The sequence below is a fragment of the Bacillus sp. C28GYM-DRY-1 genome (assembly GCF_030519405.1).
Lineage (GTDB): Bacteria > Bacillota > Bacilli > Bacillales > Bacillaceae > Bacillus > Bacillus spizizenii_A.
Genome location: NZ_JAUMKF010000011.1, coordinates 53,813 through 71,481, shown reverse-complemented (window position 1 = coordinate 71,481; position 17,669 = coordinate 53,813). Strand labels below are relative to the sequence as shown.

Sequence of the window (17,669 nt, the reverse complement as noted above, 5' to 3'; positions counted from 1 at the left end):
TTTTTTTAAAGGCCAATATTAATAAAATTTAAGGATATGTTAATATAAATTCCCTTCCAAATTCCAGTTTCTCGTAATATAGTTGTAATGTAACTTTTCAAGCTATTAATACGACAAAAAAGTGAACGGAGGGGTTTCAAATGGAAGAAACCTTTCAATTATTATATGACACATATCATCAAGATTTGTACCAATTTTTATTTTATATGGTAAAGGATAAAAGCCAGGCAGAAGATCTTCTTCAGGAGGTTTATATCCGCGTATTACATTCTTATCATACGTTTGAAGGAAGAAGCAGTGAAAAGACATGGCTTTTGTCGATCGCACGCCATGTTGCGATAGACTGGTTCCGTAAACAGCAGACGATCAGACAGCGTATACTCGGCACATTTGATTGGGATACACAGGATGTCAGAGATCAGCAATTGCTTCCGGACGAACTTGCTGTTCAACATGAAAATGTCCGGGAAATTTATGCTGCGCTTGATCAATGCACGATCGATCAAAGAGCTGTGATCATCTTGCGGTTTATTCAGGGATATTCAATTCAGGAAACAGCCAATGCTCTGCGCTTCTCGGAAAGCAAAGTCAAAACGACCCAACACAGAGGGCTCAAAGTACTTCGGAAACATATGGAGCTTTTGAGGGAGGAGCTAATGGATGATGAAGTCAGAATGGAACGAAGAACAAATAAAGGAGTTGTTAAGTCAACTTCCGGCAGTTAAAGACCATCGTTCGCCTCAGGATATTTACAAGCGGCTGACGATGGCAAAAAGCAAAAAAAAGCCCGCTGTTAGGTGGATTGGCCCCGCGTGTGCCGCTACAATTGCGGTTTTTATCGCCTTCATTATTTCTCCTCATTTCTTTGACCAGGCACAGCCTCAACAAAAAGAAGCGTCCCAAGAGAACGCTGTAACGAAAACTGAGACAGCAGACAGCCCAAAAGCTGTATCATCCTTGGATCAGACATCGTTTGTTGTTCCTGAAAAGGAACAGAAAAACTACATCACTGTAGCGGTTGCTGATGCCGATACATCCGCCATCATACCCATCAGCATTAAAAAAACAAACGCAGAGCAAACGATCCAGGACATGCTGTCTGTAAGCAGTGAATTGGATATCCTTGATCATGCTATTACGATTCTGTCCTTCATAAATGAACTTGAGGTAATAGAAAAACCAAACCAGAAGGAATTAAGTATACGAGTCCATCAGCCTATTCAGGCTTTTTCTGTAAAGGATGATAAACTGTTAAAAAAATTGCTGAAAGAATCTTTAAAATGGAGTCCATATGAAAAAATTAAATTTTCATCATATCAAAACGAAAGTGGAGTCCGTATAGGCTCATATGGCACCTTTACAGAAATTACGATTCCCAAACAGTCAAAAAGAGCTTATTACTTGTATCAAAATGAACAAGGGAACTTTCTCGTACCGTCAGAAAAAACATTCGATACGGTAAAAGAAGCCATTAAGGATATGGAATCGAACAATGATGCAGATACAATTCCTCTAATTCAAACGGGGGCTGTCCAATCTGTAACGAAGAAACAAAAACACTTATATATTCACTTCTCAAAAGGCTCAGAAGTTGAGGATTCCCTTGCTGGTATCTTAATGATTGAGGGACTACTTTTAACAGCAAAAGAGTTTGGTTTTTCAGAAGTGACCTTTACGGAAACCAGAACAAAAAAAATCGGTAGATATGACGTAACAGACGCAATTCCGGTACCAGCTGCTCCAAATCCGATTTCCCTCAATTAAAAAAGGGCCCTTGCAGGCTCTTTTTTAGTTGCAATTCATATAATAGAAATTTCAAAAAAATAGTTGGGCGTGTATAATAAAACAAGGTAACAATTGAAAGGATTTGAGGCGAGTGAACGTGTTAACAATCAAAGGAGTTTCCATCGGGAAAGGGATGCCGAAAATCATCGTTCCGCTGATGGGAAAAACGGAAAAACAAATTTTGAGTGAAGCAGAAGCTGTAAAATTACTCAATCCGGACATTGTGGAGTGGCGTGTCGACGTGTTTGAAAATGCAAAAGACAGAGAAGCCGTCACAAAAATGATTTCTAAACTTCGGAAGTCTTTAGCGGACAAGCTGTTTCTATTTACATTCAGAACCCATAAAGAAGGCGGGAGCATGGAAATGGATGAAAGCTCCTATATTGCTTTGCTGGAAGCGGCAGTCCAAACAAAAGACATCGATCTAATTGACTTTGAATTATTTTCAGGAGATGATAATGTCAAAGCGTTAGTATCGCTGGCAAAAGAGAACAATGTCTATGTGGTAATGTCAAATCATGATTTTGAGAAAACGCCCTCGAAAGATGAGATTCTTTCGAGACTTCGGAAAATGCAGAATTTAGGAGCGCATATTCCAAAAATAGCTGTCATGCCGAAGGGTACAGGTGATCTCTTAACGCTGCTTGATGCGACGTATACAATGAAAACAGAATATGCAGACCGTCCGATTATTACAATGTCAATGGCTGAAACAGGGCTGATCAGCAGGCTGAGCGGTGAGGTTTTTGGATCAGCTTGCACTTTTGGTGCGGGAGAAGAGGCATCGGCACCTGGTCAAATACCTGTTTCTGAGCTGAGGAATGTCTTAGAAGTTTTGCACAAAAACATACAAAAATAGAGCTATAAAAACTCAAGCTTATAAAGCTTGAGTTTTTTTGGATTATGGAAGATCAATGAGCTTCACTGACACAATATCAGTAACATCTGTTAGTTCTTTCACAATTTTATCTTCAAGGTGTCTGTCAAAGGAAAGCATCATGATGGCTTCTCCGCCTTTTTCTTTACGGCCAACCTGCATGGTTGCAATATTAATATCGTTATCTCCGAGAATACGTCCGACTCGGCCGATGACACCTGTTGTATCCTGATGCTGGATATATACCAGGTGACCCGTCGGGTAAAAATCGATATTAAATCCGTTGATCTCGACGATACGTTCTCCGAAATGAGGAATATACGTAGCCGTTACAGTAAAGGTGCTGCGGTCTCCTGTTACTTTTACACTGATGCAGTTATCGTATCCTGATTCAGAAGAGGAAATTTTTTCACTAAAGCTGATGCCGCGTTCTTTTGCGACACCTCCGGCATTGACTTCGTTAACAGTTGAATCAACGCGCGGTTTTAAGAAGCCTGACAGAAGGCTTTTTGTAATGAACGATGTTTCAAGTTTGGCAATGGTTCCTTCGTATTGAATGGCAACATCCTGTACGGGCTCTTTCATGCATTGGGATACTAGGCTGCCAATTTTTCCTGCGATTTGATGGTAAGGCTTAATTTTAGCAAATTCATCTTTTGTCATGGCAGGGAGATTGATAGCTGACATGACAGGTAGACCTTTTGCGAACTGCAGAACTTCTTCTGACACTTGAGCCGCGACATTCAGCTGAGCTTCTTTCGTCGATGCGCCCAAGTGAGGAGTGGCAATGACTAATGGATGATCAACGAGTTTATTGTCTACTGGCGGTTCAACTTCAAAAACGTCCAGTGCTGCTCCGGCAACATGTCCGCTTTCCAAAGCTTCTAGAAGTGCTGCTTCATCGATAATACCGCCTCGCGCACAGTTAATTAAGCGAACACCTTTTTTCGTTTTTGCAATCGTTTCTTTATTCAATAAGCCTTTTGTTTCTTTTGTTAAAGGTGTGTGAACGGTAATAATATCCGCGCTTTCAAGCACTTCTTCAAATGAACGGCTATTTACGCCGATCTTTTTCGCTCTTTCTTCAGTTAAGAAAGGATCAAAAACGTGAACGGTCATACCAAACGCTCTCGCACGCTGTGCTATTTCACTTCCGATTCGGCCTAATCCTACAATCCCAAGCGTTTTTCCATAAAGCTCTGAACCGACGTAAGCTGTGCGGTTCCACTCTTTAGATTTTACTGAAATATTAGCCTGAGGAATGTGTCTCATTAAAGAAGAGATCATCGCAAATGTATGCTCAGCTGTCGAAATGGTGTTGCCGTTAGGAGCGTTAATCACGATGACCCCGTGTTTAGTCGCCTCGTCAATATCGATATTATCTACACCCACACCCGCTCTTCCGACAATTTTTAAAGAAATCATTTTTTTGAAAAGGTCCTCTGTTACCTTTGTCGCACTTCGCACCAAAAGAGCATCAAAAGTATGTAATTCATCTTCTGCATCTGCTACGTTTTTTTGAACAATTTCAATAAAGTCTGATTCAATAAGTGGCTGTAAGCCGTCGTTGCTCATTTTGTCTGAGACCAATACTCGAAACATCGTTAGATTTCCTCCTAAATTGACAAACTAAATATCTGATAATTTAACATATTCTCAATAGAGTGTCAACGTGTATTGACGCAGTAAAGGATAAAAGGAAAGCTTAAAAATCAATGTTTTTATGGCTTTCAAGTATTATATATAATTTGAAGCAATTCTCTATACAGCCAACCAGTTATCGTTTATAATAGAGCTAAATTTATATGATCAATCTTCGGGGCAGGGTGAAATTCCCTACCGGCGGTGATGAGCCAATGGCTCTAAGCCCGCGAGCTGTTTTTACAGCAGGATTCGGTGAGATTCCGGAGCCGACAGTACAGTCTGGATGGGAGAAGATGGAGGTTCATAAGCGTTTTGAAATTTGATTTTCAAACGTTTCTTTGCCTAGCCTAATTTTTGAAACCCCGCTTTTATACATGAAGCGGTTTTTTTATTGGCTGGAAAAGAACCTTTCCGTTTTCGAGTAAGATGTGATCGAAAAGGAGAGAGTGAAGTGAAAGTAAAAAAATTAGTTGTGATCAGTATGCTGAGCAGCATTGCATTTGTTTTGATGCTGTTGAATTTCCCGTTTCCGGGTCTTCCGGATTATTTAAAAATTGATTTTAGCGACGTGCCCGCTATTATTGCCATTCTAATTTACGGACCTTTGGCGGGTATTGCCGTAGAAGCAATAAAAAACGTTCTTCAATATATCATTCAGGGCAGCATGGCCGGAGTTCCTGTCGGACAAATTGCGAATTTTATTGCAGGAACACTCTTTATATTGCCGACTGCTTACTTATTTAAAAAGCTGAACTCAGCAAAGGGCTTGGCCTTCAGCCTGCTTCTAGGCACCGCGGCAATGACCATTTTGATGAGCATTTTAAATTATGTTCTGATTCTCCCGGCATACACGTGGTTTTTACATTCGCCGGCATTATCCGACAGCGCGCTGAAAACAGCTGTTGTCGCTGGTATTCTTCCTTTTAACATCATAAAAGGAATTGTGATTACGATCGTATTCTCACTTATTTTCTTAAAGCTCAAGCCGTGGATTGAACAGCAGCGTGCACATATCCATTAAATAAAAAAGCTCCCCTGCGGGAGCTTTTTTTGTTTCTTCTATTCAAATTTAAGCGGGTCGCCTTCAAATGGCTCATCCGCCACTTTGATGGAATCAGTAGGACATCCTTCAAATGCATCAATCATATCTTCTTCCAGTACCTCAGGAACTTCGACAACGCCTTTGTTTTCATCAAGCGTTACGAACGCGATGCCTTCATCATCGTAATCGTAAATGTCTGGTGCAGCAGCTCCGCAAGCGCCGCATGCAATGCATGTATCTTTGTCTACAATTGTGTACTTTGCCATGAATAAAACCTCCCAGATTGTTCTTGGTGGAACAAATGGATCAATCTTTATATTTAATCAATTTAACACCTATTCCTCTTACTTATTGTAATGATGTTGATGCCACATTTCAACAGAAAAATGATTGAGAATGCTTATCACATAAGGGGTTATCTACATAACATCCCCCTTAATGATGACTTTAAACGTCGATTTCTGTTTAAAATCTGTTAAAATAAAGAGAGCAAATCAACGATTTTTGTCAGGAAGAATGTGGGTGGATAAGTTGTCATTAAATTACTTCGATATTATGGTTCTCGATTGCCTTTTTAAAATAAACGGAGAACGGTCGGGAAGCGCTGTTTTTCACCTATTCAAAGGCAAAAGATCGTCACAAACCATTCAAGATGCCGGCTTATTTCATACTGCAAAATACTTTGGAATGGCGGCGCAATGTTCGAGAAGCGATATTTCAGCGTCACTCACCAAGCTTAGACAGCATTCATATCTCGAATCAATGTCTGAAACAGATACATACAAAGTGACAGCCAGCGGCGCAGCAGCATTAAGACACGCCCTTAGTGAGCGGCCTTGGCCAGTTTATTGCCACGGCGCTTATTATCAGCAGGCTGCCGGCGTGCTTTGGAAGAGGCTTTCGCTGCTTGTGCAGGTCTTATCTCATAAACTGCAAGGGAGCAGGCAGTATATCCCTGTCACAAAGGATTATAAGACACTTCATTGGGTCAAGAAATACCTGTCCCGGCATACGGATCATATAGAGATGGCAAGCAGTCTTTTTGCCATGCTGAATGCGCATTTGCATAAGGTTGATGACAAAGCGGCGCAAATTTTTGTCTACTCCTTAACCTCGCACGATAGGATCGGTTATACGAGCAGGCAGCTTGCTGACACGCTGAAAGAAGATGAATGGTACGTTTATATCATGTTTTGGGCTTCGGTACATTATTTTATTCAGTCTCTCCCGGAGTGTGAAGATACTTTGTTAAAGGATCTCCTCTTTGATGTGCATGTAGATAATGCCCTGACAGAGTCAACGAGGAAAACATGGCAGATGGTTAAACAAGGAATCCCCATACATCGAATTGCTGAAATCAGAAAGCTGAAAACAGCGACGATTGAAGACCATATTGTCGAGATTTCTCTTCACGAGCCTGCGTTTATGATTGATGACTATGTATCATCGGAGGACCAGCTCCAAATTGCAGAGTTTGCCAAACGGATGCGGACGAACAAAATCAAACAAATTCGAGACGGGCTGGAGCAGCGGTTCAGCTACTTTCAAATCAGACTGGCATTGACAAAGCAGGTGCAGCAATATGACTAAATTACAGCAAACATTACATCAGTTTTTTGGTTTTACTTCCTTTAAAAAAGGACAGGAGGACATTATTAGAAGCATACTTAGCGGGAAGGACACCATTGCAATGCTTCCGACTGGGGGAGGAAAATCGCTTTGCTACCAGCTGCCTGGCTACATGCTTGACGGTATGGTATTAATCGTTTCTCCATTGCTTTCTTTAATGGAGGATCAGGTACAGCAGCTAAAAGCACGGGGGGAAAAACGTGCGGCCGCTTTGAATAGCTTGCTTAGCAGGCAGGAAAGACAATTCGTTTTGGAATATATTCACCGTTATAAATTTTTGTACTTGTCTCCTGAGGCTTTCCAGTCGCCATATGTATTGGAAAAATTGAAAAACGTTCAGATCAGCCTTTTCGTTATTGATGAAGCACATTGCATATCTGAATGGGGGCATGACTTTAGGCCTGACTATTCAAAGCTCGGGCAGCTGAGAAAAAAACTTGGGCATCCTCCGATTCTGGCATTGACTGCTACAGCTACAAAGGATACGTTGCAAGATGTCACGAATCTGCTGGAGCTGCAGCATGCCGAACGGCATCTCAACTCAGTCAACCGCCCAAATATTGCATTCCGGGTGGAACATGCCGCGGATACTGCCGAAAAAATAGATAGGGTCATTCAGCTGGTTGAAAATCTGCAAGGACCTGGAATTGTTTATTGTCCGACAAGGAAATGGGCTGAAGAATTAGCGGGGGAAATTAAAAGCAAGACGAGCAGCAGAGCCGACTTTTACCATGGCGGTATGGAGTCTGGCGACAGGATTTTAATACAGCAGCAGTTTATCCATAATCAGCTCGATGTGATATGTTGTACGAATGCGTTTGGAATGGGTGTCGATAAACCTGATATCAGATATGTAATTCATTTCCACATCCCGCAGACGGCTGAAGCTTTTATGCAGGAAATCGGCAGAGCGGGTCGTGACGGAAAACCGAGTGTCAGCATTTTACTGCGGGCGCCAGGTGATTTTGAATTGCAGGAGCAGATTATCCAAATGGAGAGTGTCACAGCGGCAGAAATCGCCGATGTAATCCGTGTGCTTGAAAAGACGGATGAGCAGGATGAGAGAAAGTTGCGTGACGTATTAATGCAGTATGGTGTCGGAGAAACACAAGCCCGTATGATGATACATCTCTTTATGCAGGGGAAAACATCAATTGAACTGATGAAACAGGAAATTTCATATCGCATGGAGTTGAAGCTGGAAAAAATGCGCCGCGTATCTTTTCTGCTTCAGCGTGAAGGCTGTTTAAGGCAATCACTGTTAACCTATTTTGATGAATCATACGAGCCTGATGATGGACATCTGCCGTGTTGTTCACATTGCGGTTTTGATCTATCCTTGTATGAACAAAAAGGAGAACGAAGTAAAATGGCGCCATTAGACAGCTGGAGTTCGGAATTGCACCGAATATTCAGCTTGCAGACTGTAGGTGAGCAGACCTGAAACAGCAAAAGGATTTCATTCGGCATATCTCTGATCGTGACATGCTCAAGCAGTTATATCTGACGCAGCTTTTGATCATTATCACAGCAGCCTTAGCGGGATTATTCTTTTTTGAGGATGTAAAAGATCTACTAATGCTTTGGGATATTGGCGATATGCGAATCATATGGTATGGCGTTTCTATTTCGGTTATTGTTATTTTTGCCGATATGGCAGTGATGAAATGGTGTCCGCCTCATTTATATGATGACGGCGGAATCAATAAAAAAATATTCAGTAAGAGGTCAATCCCTCATATTATATTTTTAACGCTTCTGATTGCTTTCGCGGAAGAAATGTTATTCAGAGGAGTGCTGCAGACTCATATCGGTCTATGGGCGGCCAGCCTTATATTTGCCGTTTTACACGTTCGGTATTTGTCAAAATGGCTGTTATTTATCATGGTAACAGCAATCAGCTTTTTACTCGGTCTGATGTATGAATGGACCGGTAACTTATTTGTGCCGGTGACGGCGCATTTTATCATTGATGCTGTGTTTGCCTGTCAGATTCGTTTTGAACATGTGAGGAGGGATAAACATGACGAACATGTCGAGAGTAGAGAGAAGAAAAGCCCAGAATCTTTATGAAGATCAAAACGCCGCATTGGCGGACGATTATGTCGATGATGATGGAGAAAGCCTTCCGACAAGACAATCTATAAAAAATCAAAGAGAACAGAAAAAAAAGCAAGGCAAAACAAAAACGCCATTATTCACTGTACTCGCTGTATTATTTGTATTTGTGCCGGTTATCGTGTTAGTCAGCTTATTTTATCTAAAAAACCACCCGGATAATCATGACGATTATGAAGATGTTTTTATCGACAGCAGTCAAAGCAAATATGAGGTTGTGCTAAAATCAGAGGATAAAAATAACACCGCAGATACCAAAGAGACCAAAGAAACGAATGAGACCGCATTGCAGCAAGAGTCAAAAAAAAAGTCTGAGGATACAAAGGCAAAAGACCCTGCAAAAACAACAACTGGTAAGAAACAGCCTGCTGTAGCAGAAAATGAAGACTCAGCAAATAAGGAGGAAGCAACCGCCGCGGCTGCTTCCTCTTCTCAACAAGAAGCGGCACCGCAAGAGCAGCAGCCGGCTGAACCAGTTCTATCTGAGCCAAAACGCGTTGTCAAGCACACTGTCCAAAAGAAAGAAACGCTGTACCGCATTTCTATGAAGTATTATAAAAGCCGGTCGGGAGAAGAAAAAATCCGTGACTATAATCATCTGAATGGAAATGATGTTTACACCGGACAAGTTTTAGACATCCCCTTAATGGATGAATAGGGCATTTTTTTTATTTTACGCTCATATATTGTAGCAATGAAAATGGACAAGGTGTGAAGCGTATGGAATCCTTATGGAATCAGATAGATCAGTTTACAGACGCGCCGACCAAACAGATGCTCCAAGCACTGGTGAAACGAAAACAAAAATTTGAAAATTATGCAACACAATGCCGCAGATGGCGATGGGCTTCACTCATTTGCTTAGGTCTATTATGTATTATGATCATGATCAAAAGCCCGGCGCCTCAGCTCGTTCTTCAAGAAATGCTTAGCCATACCTTTTATTTATTTTGGATGATGGCAACCGCTTTTGCATACTGCACTTCATATTATTTTAAGAAAAAGGAAGAAAAAGCGGAGGGCGATTTTCATAAACTGAGATGCGAAATTATTCAGAAAAGCACTGATCTTTGGCCTCAGCCGGATAAATGGAAGGCAAGAGAATCTGTTTTTCAAATGATGAAGCACAAATATGACATTAATCTATATTTTGAAAGTAAATAAAATCGGGCGTTTTCTCAAACGATAGAAACGTCTTTTTTTTATTGTCCGTCTTATTGATAAGTTTTAAAAGAATGGAGAGTTTTTATGAAGCTATCAGTGAAAATTGCCGGTGTGCTATCTGTGGCGGCAGCGGCAATGACGGCAAAGATGTACTCGACAGCAAAAGGAAACCATTTGAAAACACATACGTTTCCTTTAGCAAAAATGAAGGGCAAGCCGCCTCTTACAATCTTTTTTATTTCGGACATTCACAAACGTCTCATCGATCAAGACCTTTTAGAAAAAGCGCGAAGTCATACCCCTCACCTGGTTATCATCGGCGGTGATTTAGCCGAGGGCGGGGTGCCTAGTACTAGAATCGAAGAAAACATCAAAAGGCTTGCGGCTTTCGGGGTCCCTGTCGTGTTTGTGTGGGGGAATAACGATTATGAAGTCAGGCAGCATAAGCTATATTCCATATTCAAAGCGCATGGTGTCATCACTCTGAGGAATGAGTCAGTTCCGTTTACGTACAACGGCCATACGATTGCGATTGCTGGAGTTGATGATATCAGGATGGAGATGGCTCATTATGAGGAAGCCATTAAAGAACTCGACAAAAGCAAGCTGAATATTCTGATATGTCATAACCCTGAGATTCATGAACAAATCAATGAAGCTGACGGGATTGATGCGATATTCAGCGGACATACCCACGGCGGTCAGATTAGATTTGGAAAATTTGGTCCGTATGAACTTGGGAAAACAGGCATTGTTAAAAATGCAGCGTATCTCATCAGCAACGGATATGGAACAACAAAAGTGCCTCTTCGTTTAGGTGCTGAACCGGAAACACACATTGTGACGCTTTGTGAGCCTGAATAACTTCTTAAAAGCAAAAAATCCATAAGGCAATAAAAACTGCATTGTGCTTGTCTTACTAGTGAACTCAGTGTAAACTGATAACAATTAAGAACCTATGACTCATCATCTCATATAATGTGTTATATGATTTGTGTGCAAGTAGAGGCAGGAGGGAACGTTATGCGGCTTGAGCGTCTGAATTATAATAAGATCAAAATCTTTTTGACCCTCGATGATTTGACAGACCGGGGATTGACAAAAGAAGACCTCTGGAAGGACTCGTTTAAAGTCCACCAGTTATTTAAAGATATGATGAATGAAGCTAATACAGAGCTCGGCTTTGAAGCGAATGGACCGATTGCAGTGGAAGTGTATTCTCTCCAAGCACAAGGGATGGTTGTGATCGTAACAAAGAACCAAGACGCCGATTCAGAAGACGATGAGTATGATGATGATTACATCGAAATGCAAGTCAAGCTTGATGAAAGTGCGGACATCATTTATCAATTCCATTCCTTTGAAGATATCATTCAGCTATCAGAAAGCTTACAGCGAATCGGTATCAATGGGGGAACTGTCTACCACTATAACGGACAGTACTTTTTAAGCCTTGAAGACCTAGGGTCACATACGGCTGAGGGGGTTGTGGCGGTTCTGGCGGAATACGGCAATCCGACAACTTTAACGATTTATCGCTTGCAAGAGTATGGTAAGCTCATAATGGACGGTAATGCCGTTGAGACGATACAGACTCATTTTTCATAAGAATGCAACGGAAAACTGCTGATTTCACAGCAGTTTTTTTCGTTAAAAAACATGGAAAAACATAACGTTTATTCTATGCACGGATCATATGAAGGTGTATACTATTCTCTGAAAGGGAGCATGTGAGAAACAGAAGATTCTAGGAGGTTAACTCAAATGGCAGCCGATCGATACACCGGTCATACAGAAGAGGACAAACTTGATGTATTAAAATCAACCCAAACCGTAATACATAAGGCTCTGGAAAAATTGGGATATCCCGAAGAAGTATACGAACTGTTAAAGGAGCCGATGAGGTTATTAACGGTAAAAATACCTGTTCGTATGGACGACGGTTCAGTAAAGATTTTTACAGGTTATCGTGCGCAGCACAATGACTCTGTCGGTCCGACGAAAGGCGGGATACGTTTTCACCCGAACGTAACAGAAAAAGAGGTGAAGGCGCTTTCTATTTGGATGAGTTTAAAATGCGGCATAATTGATCTTCCATATGGCGGTGGTAAAGGCGGAATTGTTTGTGATCCAAGGGATATGTCGTTTAGAGAGCTGGAGCGTCTGAGCAGAGGGTATGTCAGAGCAATCAGCCAAATTGTCGGCCCGACGAAAGACGTGCCGGCGCCGGATGTATTTACAAACTCACAAATCATGGCTTGGATGATGGATGAGTATTCAAGAATTGATGAATTTAATTCGCCTGGATTTATTACAGGCAAGCCGCTTGTGCTTGGCGGATCTCATGGGAGAGAATCTGCGACAGCAAAAGGTGTAACCATCTGTATTAAGGAAGCGGCTAAGAAAAAAGGCATCGATATTAAAGGTGCGCGTGTTGTTGTCCAAGGCTTCGGAAACGCAGGAAGCTATTTGGCGAAATTTATGCATGATGCAGGGGCAAAGGTTGTCGGCATTTCAGATGCGTATGGCGGACTTTATGATCCTGAAGGCCTCGATATCGATTACTTACTCGACCGCCGCGACAGCTTCGGTACCGTAACAAAGCTTTTCAACGATACCATTACGAACCAAGAACTGTTGGAGCTGGATTGTGATATCCTTGTTCCCGCTGCGATTGAAAATCAAATTACAGAAGAAAACGCCCATAATATCCAGGCTGAAATTGTGGTTGAAGCGGCAAACGGGCCAACAACGCTTGAAGGAACAAAAATTCTTTCAGACCGGGACATTCTGCTTGTACCGGACGTGCTGGCAAGTGCGGGGGGCGTAACAGTTTCTTATTTTGAATGGGTTCAGAATAATCAAGGCTTCTACTGGAGCGAAGAAGAGGTAGAAGAAAAATTAGAAAAAATGATGGTCAAATCATTTAACAATATTTATGAAATGGCTAAAAATCGAAGAATTGACATGAGACTCGCTGCTTATATGGTCGGCGTTCGCAAAATGGCTGAAGCTTCGCGTTTTAGAGGCTGGATATAAGTTCGTGATTTGCATAAAAATAAAAAATCTCCTATGATAAAATAGGAGATTTTTTTATTCGGAAATAGAAAAATTATGAAATGAATTGCCAATCGCAGGAGTTGACGGAAATGATTCAAGAAAAAGCAATAATTATAGGCGGAGGACCTTGTGGACTATCTGCTGCCATTCACCTAAAACAAATTGGCATTGATGCTCTCGTCATCGAAAAAGGAAATGTCGTTAACAGTATTTACAATTATCCGACGCATCAAACCTTTTTCAGCTCAAGTGAAAAACTTGAAATCGGAGACGTGGCATTTATTACGGAAAACAGAAAGCCTGTCAGAATTCAAGCTTTGTCGTATTACCGGGAGGTTGTCAAAAGGAAAAACATCCGTGTAAATGCGTTTGAGATGGTGCATAAAGTGACGAAAGCGGAAAACAATACTTTCCTTATAGAGACATCAAAAGGGACTTATACGACCCCATATTGTATCATTGCAACAGGCTACTATGATCATCCAAACTATATGAATGTACCTGGTGAGGATTTGCCAAAAGTATTTCATTATTTTAAAGAAGGCCACCCATACTTTGATAAAGATGTTGTCGTCATCGGCGGGAAAAATTCAAGCGTAGACGCTGCCCTTGAACTCGTGAAATCTGGAGCGCGTGTCACAGTTTTATACAGGGGCAAGGAGTATTCGCCAAGCATTAAGCCATGGATTCTGCCTGAATTTGAATCGCTTGTCAGAAACGGAACAATCCGTATGGAATTTGGCGCTAGTGTCGAAAAAATCACCGAGGGTGAAGTTGTATTCCGCTCCGGTGAAAAGGAACTTATCACCATTAAAAATGATTTCGTATTCGCTATGACAGGCTATCATCCTGACCATCAATTTCTTGAAAAAATAGGTGTTGAAATTGATAAAGAAACAGGACGCCCGTTTTTCAATGAAGAAACGATGGAGACGAACGTTAAGGGTATTTTTATTGCCGGGGTCATTGCTGCAGGGAACAATGCAAATGAAATATTTATTGAAAACGGCAGATTTCACGGAGGACATATCGCAGCGGAAATCGCAAAAAGAGAAAATCATTAAAGAAGGGGAGCATATGATGGTTCGTATGCTCTTTTTGTTTTTTTACGTTCAGACAGATGTAAAAAGATAAACAACATGGTAGGATAGACATAGGAATATAAAGGAAAGAGGTTGCCTGATGTTTGCAATCATCTCTGCAGGAATTGCTCCCGGCATCGCGCTGTTAAGTTATTTTTATTTAAAAGATCAGTATGATAATGAACCTGTACATATGGTGCTTCGGTCGTTTTTTCTAGGGGTTGTTCTTGTATTTCCCACAATGTTTATCCAGTACGTGCTTGAAAAAGAGAATGTAGGAGGCGGAAGCTTTTTCGTTTCTTTTTTATCTTCAGGGTTTTTGGAGGAATCATTAAAATGGTTTATTCTGATGGTCAGTGTTTACCCGCACGCCCAGTTTGATGAGCATTATGACGGGATTGTATACGGGGCAAGTGTATCGCTCGGTTTTGCAACCCTCGAAAATATTCTTTATTTAATTGGCCACGGTGTGGAGCATGCGTTCGTCAGGGCGCTCCTGCCTGTTTCATGCCATGCCTTAATAGGCGTTATTATGGGATTTTATCTTGGGAAAGCTCGTTTTTCCACTAATAAGGCGCGTGTGAAGTGGCTTATTCTTTCTTTAGCTCTCCCGTCACTTTTGCATGGATCGTATGATTTTATCCTGACAGCACTCAGTAATTGGATTTATTATATGTTTCCATTTATGTTATTTTTATGGTGGTTTGGTTTGCGAAAAGCGAAAAAAGCCCGTTCCGTCAATATGATGCAAGTATAGAAGCCGCACAGCTACCGTGCGGCTTTTTTGTGTGTCGATTTATCAATACAGGTTTTATGTTCTGAGGGATAACAAGGAAAGAGTGTATAAAAATAACCTTGTTACAGAAAATACGATTACACTTAAAAATTTGCTGTAGGAGGCTTGAAAAGATGAAGTCCAAAGGATCGATTATGGCATGTCTCATCCTTTTTTCCTTTACAATAACGACGTTTATCAATACTGAAACCATCTCTGCCTTTTCGAATCAGGTCATTCAAAGAGGCGCAACTGGGGACGATGTGGTCGAACTCCAGGCGCGCCTTCAGTACAACGGATACTACAACGGAAAAATTGACGGTGTTTATGGATGGGGTACGTACTGGGCAGTTCGAAACTTTCAGGATCAATTCGGGTTAAAAGAGGTTGACGGCCTTGTCGGAGCTAAAACAAAGCAAACTTTAGAATCTAAATCTAAATACTATCGTGAATATGTCATAGAACAGCTGAATAAAGGGAATACCTTCACGCATTACGGAAAAGTTCCGCTGAAATACCAGACGAAACCTTCAAAAGCAGCAACGCAAAAAGCAAGACAGCAAGCAGAGGCGCGGCAAAAACAGCCTGCTGAAAAAACTACACAGCAGCCTAAAGCAAATAAACAGCAAAACAATACACCTGCAAAAGCAAGAAAACAGGATGCGGTCGCAGCTAACATGCCTGGCGGATTTTCCAACAATGATATCAGGCTCCTTTCTCAGGCAGTTTACGGTGAAGCCCGGGGCGAGCCGTACGAGGGACAGGTTGCCATTGCAGCAGTTATTTTAAACCGGTTGAACAGCCCATTATTTCCGAATTCTGTAGCGGGGGTTGTTTTTGAGCCGCTAGCCTTCACAGCAGTAGCCGACGGGCAAATCTACATGCAGCCGAATGAAACGGCCAGAGAAGCAGTGCTGGATGCTATCAATGGATGGGACCCATCAGAGGAAGCGCTGTACTATTTTAATCCGGATACAGCTACAAGTGCCTGGATTTGGGGACGTCCGCAGATTAAAAGAATCGGTAAACACATTTTCTGTGAATAGCAGACATGAGAAAGCATAAAAAGAGGTGTGATAAATGATCAGAGGAATTTTAATCGCCGTGCTCGGTATTGCAATAGTTGGTACAAGCTACTGGGGATACAAGGAGCACCAGGAAAAAGACGCAGTTCTTCTTCATGCTGAAAATAACTATCAGCGGGCGTTTCATGAACTGACCTATCAGATGGATCAGCTTCATGATAAAATCGGAACAACACTTGCCATGAACAGCCAAAAATCACTGTCACCTGCATTGATAGATGTGTGGAGGATTACCTCTGAAGCTCATAACAGCGTCAGCCAGCTGCCGCTTACATTAATGCCGTTTAACAAAACAGAAGAGCTATTATCAAAAATCGGGGATTTCAGTTATAAAACGGCAGTCAGAGATTTAGATCAAAAGCCGCTTGATAAAAATGAGTATACATCACTGAATAAGCTATATCAGCAGTCCATAGATATACAAAATGAACTGCGTCATGTACAGCACCTTGTCATGAGCAAAAACCTTCGCTGGATGGACGTGGAGATGGCGCTGGCTTCTGACGAAAAACAAAGTGATAATACGATTATCAACAGCTTTAAAACTGTCGAGAAGAATGTTGGTGCATTCTCCACGGGAACAGATCTTGGCCCGAGTTTCACCAGCACAAAAAAAGAAGAGAAAGGCTTCGACCATCTGAAGGGAAAACAAATTTCCGAACAGGAAGCAAAACAAATTGCTGAGCGCTTTGCCCCGGATGACAATTATTCCATTAAAGTAGTAAAGAGCGGAAAAAAAACAAATCGCGACGTTTATAGCATCAGCATGAAAGACCCAGACCATAAAGCAGCGATTTATATGGACATTACGAAAAAAGGCGGGCATCCGGTATATTTGATTCAAAATAGAGAAGTGAAAGATCAGAAAATCAGTTTGAATGACGGATCGAACCGTGCACTCGCTTTTTTAAAGAAAAACGGATATGAGACAGATGATTTGGAAATTGATGAAAGTGCCCAATATGATAAAATCGGCGTATTCTCATATGTTCCTGTTGAAAATAAAGTCCGGATGTACCCGGAAGCAATCCGTATGAAAGTGGCCTTGGATGACGGTGAGGTTGTTGGGTTTTCAGCAAGAGACTTCCTAACAGCCCATAGAAAAAGAGATATACCCAAGCCGGCTATTAGTGAAGCAGAGGCAAAATCTAAATTAAATAAAAATGTACAAGTGAGAGAAACAAGGCTCGCTTTGATTACAAATGAACTTGGCCAAGAAGTATTATGCTATGAAATGCTCGGAACAATAGAAAATGACACATTCAGAATGTATATTAATGCAAAGGACGGGTCAGAAGAAAAGGTTGAAAAACTAAAAAATGCAGAACCTATATATAAAGACCTATAAAAAGGGAGGAAAGGACTAATTGTCTTTTCCTTTTTTTTCATTACGTGATTTAATGTAAAA

Annotated in this window: 18 protein-coding genes and 1 riboswitch; of the genes, 16 read left to right on the top strand and 2 right to left on the bottom strand. The window is 41.4% G+C overall.

Annotation, left to right across the window (positions count from 1 at the left end; translation table 11 throughout):
* The first annotated feature begins 140 nt into the window (after window positions 1-140).
* From sigX to aroD, 3 genes are all read left to right on the top strand, one after another.
* The gene (sigX, locus tag Q3W56_RS12435) at window positions 141-725 is read left to right on the top strand and encodes an RNA polymerase sigma factor SigX (RefSeq protein WP_019714813.1); all 585 of its coding nucleotides are present in this window, start codon (window positions 141-143) and stop codon (window positions 723-725) included.
* Window positions 661-1,764 (top strand): sigma-X negative effector, encoded by a 1,104-nt coding sequence (locus Q3W56_RS12430; protein ID WP_302895683.1) that lies wholly within the window; start codon window positions 661-663, stop codon window positions 1,762-1,764. Before sigX ends, Q3W56_RS12430 begins: the two co-directional genes overlap by 65 nt.
* Window positions 1,765-1,876: 112 nt before the next feature.
* Window positions 1,877-2,644 carry a type I 3-dehydroquinate dehydratase gene (gene aroD / locus Q3W56_RS12425; RefSeq protein ID WP_302895682.1) on the top strand — a complete coding sequence of 256 codons (768 nt, stop codon included), beginning with the start codon at window positions 1,877-1,879 and terminating at the stop codon, window positions 2,642-2,644.
* A 42-nt stretch (window positions 2,645-2,686) separates the two neighbouring features.
* Here aroD and serA read toward each other — a convergent pair whose 3' ends face one another.
* Window positions 2,687-4,264, bottom strand: a complete 1,578-nt coding sequence (gene serA, locus Q3W56_RS12420) for a phosphoglycerate dehydrogenase (protein ID WP_302895681.1) — start codon at window positions 4,262-4,264, stop codon at window positions 2,687-2,689.
* A 206-nt stretch (window positions 4,265-4,470) separates the two neighbouring features.
* A riboswitch (FMN riboswitch) is annotated at window positions 4,471-4,605 on the top strand.
* Window positions 4,606-4,757: 152 nt separating this feature from the next.
* On the opposite strand from serA, the gene fmnP reads away from it, so the two are divergent.
* A complete protein-coding gene (gene fmnP / locus Q3W56_RS12415) occupies window positions 4,758-5,327 on the top strand; it encodes a riboflavin transporter FmnP (protein ID WP_302895679.1) in 570 nt (189 codons plus the stop codon).
* Between the two features lie 38 nt (window positions 5,328-5,365).
* On the opposite strand, the gene Q3W56_RS12410 is transcribed toward fmnP, so the two are convergent.
* Window positions 5,366-5,614 carry a ferredoxin gene (locus Q3W56_RS12410; protein WP_003225461.1) on the bottom strand — a complete coding sequence of 83 codons (249 nt, stop codon included), beginning with the start codon at window positions 5,612-5,614 and terminating at the stop codon, window positions 5,366-5,368.
* 265 nt (window positions 5,615-5,879) lie between these two features.
* Between Q3W56_RS12410 and Q3W56_RS12405 the strand changes: the two genes are divergently transcribed.
* The 12 genes from Q3W56_RS12405 to ypeB all read left to right on the top strand — a co-directional run bounded on the left by Q3W56_RS12405 (window position 5,880) and on the right by ypeB (window position 17,609).
* Window positions 5,880-6,938, top strand: a complete 1,059-nt coding sequence (locus Q3W56_RS12405) for a YpbB family protein (protein ID WP_302895744.1) — start codon at window positions 5,880-5,882, stop codon at window positions 6,936-6,938.
* Entirely contained in the window at window positions 6,931-8,421 is a 1,491-nt protein-coding gene (locus Q3W56_RS12400; protein ID WP_302895678.1) for a RecQ family ATP-dependent DNA helicase, read from the top strand. The genes Q3W56_RS12405 and Q3W56_RS12400 overlap by 8 nt, the downstream gene beginning before the upstream one ends.
* Before the next feature lie 41 nt (window positions 8,422-8,462).
* On the top strand, window positions 8,463-9,050 hold the full coding sequence (locus Q3W56_RS12395) for a CPBP family intramembrane glutamic endopeptidase (protein WP_302895677.1): 588 nt from the start codon (window positions 8,463-8,465) through the stop codon (window positions 9,048-9,050).
* Window positions 9,001-9,753: a LysM peptidoglycan-binding domain-containing protein gene (locus tag Q3W56_RS12390; protein WP_302895676.1), complete on the top strand. Its 753-nt coding sequence runs from the start codon at window positions 9,001-9,003 to the stop codon at window positions 9,751-9,753. Before Q3W56_RS12395 ends, Q3W56_RS12390 begins: the two co-directional genes overlap by 50 nt.
* 62 nt (window positions 9,754-9,815) lie before the next feature.
* On the top strand, window positions 9,816-10,259 hold the full coding sequence (locus tag Q3W56_RS12385; protein ID WP_019714804.1) for a YpbF family protein: 444 nt from the start codon (window positions 9,816-9,818) through the stop codon (window positions 10,257-10,259).
* Window positions 10,260-10,343: 84 nt separating this feature from the next.
* Window positions 10,344-11,123: a metallophosphoesterase gene (locus tag Q3W56_RS12380; RefSeq protein WP_302895674.1), complete on the top strand. Its 780-nt coding sequence runs from the start codon at window positions 10,344-10,346 to the stop codon at window positions 11,121-11,123.
* Between the two features lie 159 nt (window positions 11,124-11,282).
* The gene (locus tag Q3W56_RS12375) at window positions 11,283-11,867 is read left to right on the top strand and encodes a genetic competence negative regulator (protein ID WP_268400647.1); all 585 of its coding nucleotides are present in this window, start codon (window positions 11,283-11,285) and stop codon (window positions 11,865-11,867) included.
* Window positions 11,868-12,023: 156 nt separating this feature from the next.
* On the top strand, window positions 12,024-13,298 hold the full coding sequence (gene gudB, locus Q3W56_RS12370; protein WP_019714801.1) for an NAD-specific glutamate dehydrogenase: 1,275 nt from the start codon (window positions 12,024-12,026) through the stop codon (window positions 13,296-13,298).
* 110 nt (window positions 13,299-13,408) lie between these two features.
* Window positions 13,409-14,383, top strand: coding sequence for a YpdA family putative bacillithiol disulfide reductase (locus Q3W56_RS12365; protein WP_302895673.1), 975 nt, complete (start codon window positions 13,409-13,411; stop codon window positions 14,381-14,383).
* A 118-nt stretch (window positions 14,384-14,501) separates the two neighbouring features.
* The gene (gene prsW, locus Q3W56_RS12360) at window positions 14,502-15,158 is read left to right on the top strand and encodes a glutamic-type intramembrane protease PrsW (protein ID WP_019714799.1); all 657 of its coding nucleotides are present in this window, start codon (window positions 14,502-14,504) and stop codon (window positions 15,156-15,158) included.
* Window positions 15,159-15,310: 152 nt separating this feature from the next.
* A complete protein-coding gene (gene sleB, locus Q3W56_RS12355; RefSeq protein ID WP_019714798.1) occupies window positions 15,311-16,222 on the top strand; it encodes a spore cortex-lytic enzyme in 912 nt (303 codons plus the stop codon).
* Between the two features lie 34 nt (window positions 16,223-16,256).
* A complete protein-coding gene (ypeB, locus tag Q3W56_RS12350) occupies window positions 16,257-17,609 on the top strand; it encodes a germination protein YpeB (protein ID WP_302895672.1) in 1,353 nt (450 codons plus the stop codon).
* Window positions 17,610-17,669: the final 60 nt, after the last annotated feature.

Excerpts from the sequence above, each read along its gene's own strand:
- sigX (WP_019714813.1), top strand. The coding sequence starts at position 141 with ATGGAAGAAACCTTTCAATTATTATATGACACATATCATCAAGATTTG.
- Q3W56_RS12430 (WP_302895683.1), top strand. The coding sequence starts at position 661 with ATGATGAAGTCAGAATGGAACGAAGAACAAATAAAGGAGTTGTTAAGT.
- serA (WP_302895681.1), bottom strand. The coding sequence starts at position 4,264 with ATGTTTCGAGTATTGGTCTCAGACAAAATGAGCAACGACGGCTTACAG.
- Q3W56_RS12410 (WP_003225461.1), bottom strand. The coding sequence starts at position 5,614 with ATGGCAAAGTACACAATTGTAGACAAAGATACATGCATTGCATGCGGC.
- Q3W56_RS12400 (WP_302895678.1), top strand. The coding sequence starts at position 6,931 with ATGACTAAATTACAGCAAACATTACATCAGTTTTTTGGTTTTACTTCC.
- Q3W56_RS12395 (WP_302895677.1), top strand. The coding sequence starts at position 8,463 with ATGCTCAAGCAGTTATATCTGACGCAGCTTTTGATCATTATCACAGCA.
- Q3W56_RS12390 (WP_302895676.1), top strand. The coding sequence starts at position 9,001 with ATGACGAACATGTCGAGAGTAGAGAGAAGAAAAGCCCAGAATCTTTAT.
- Q3W56_RS12385 (WP_019714804.1), top strand. The coding sequence starts at position 9,816 with ATGGAATCCTTATGGAATCAGATAGATCAGTTTACAGACGCGCCGACC.
- Q3W56_RS12380 (WP_302895674.1), top strand. The coding sequence starts at position 10,344 with ATGAAGCTATCAGTGAAAATTGCCGGTGTGCTATCTGTGGCGGCAGCG.
- Q3W56_RS12375 (WP_268400647.1), top strand. The coding sequence starts at position 11,283 with ATGCGGCTTGAGCGTCTGAATTATAATAAGATCAAAATCTTTTTGACC.
- gudB (WP_019714801.1), top strand. The coding sequence starts at position 12,024 with ATGGCAGCCGATCGATACACCGGTCATACAGAAGAGGACAAACTTGAT.
- Q3W56_RS12365 (WP_302895673.1), top strand. The coding sequence starts at position 13,409 with ATGATTCAAGAAAAAGCAATAATTATAGGCGGAGGACCTTGTGGACTA.
- prsW (WP_019714799.1), top strand. The coding sequence starts at position 14,502 with ATGTTTGCAATCATCTCTGCAGGAATTGCTCCCGGCATCGCGCTGTTA.
- sleB (WP_019714798.1), top strand. The coding sequence starts at position 15,311 with ATGAAGTCCAAAGGATCGATTATGGCATGTCTCATCCTTTTTTCCTTT.
- ypeB (WP_302895672.1), top strand. The coding sequence starts at position 16,257 with ATGATCAGAGGAATTTTAATCGCCGTGCTCGGTATTGCAATAGTTGGT.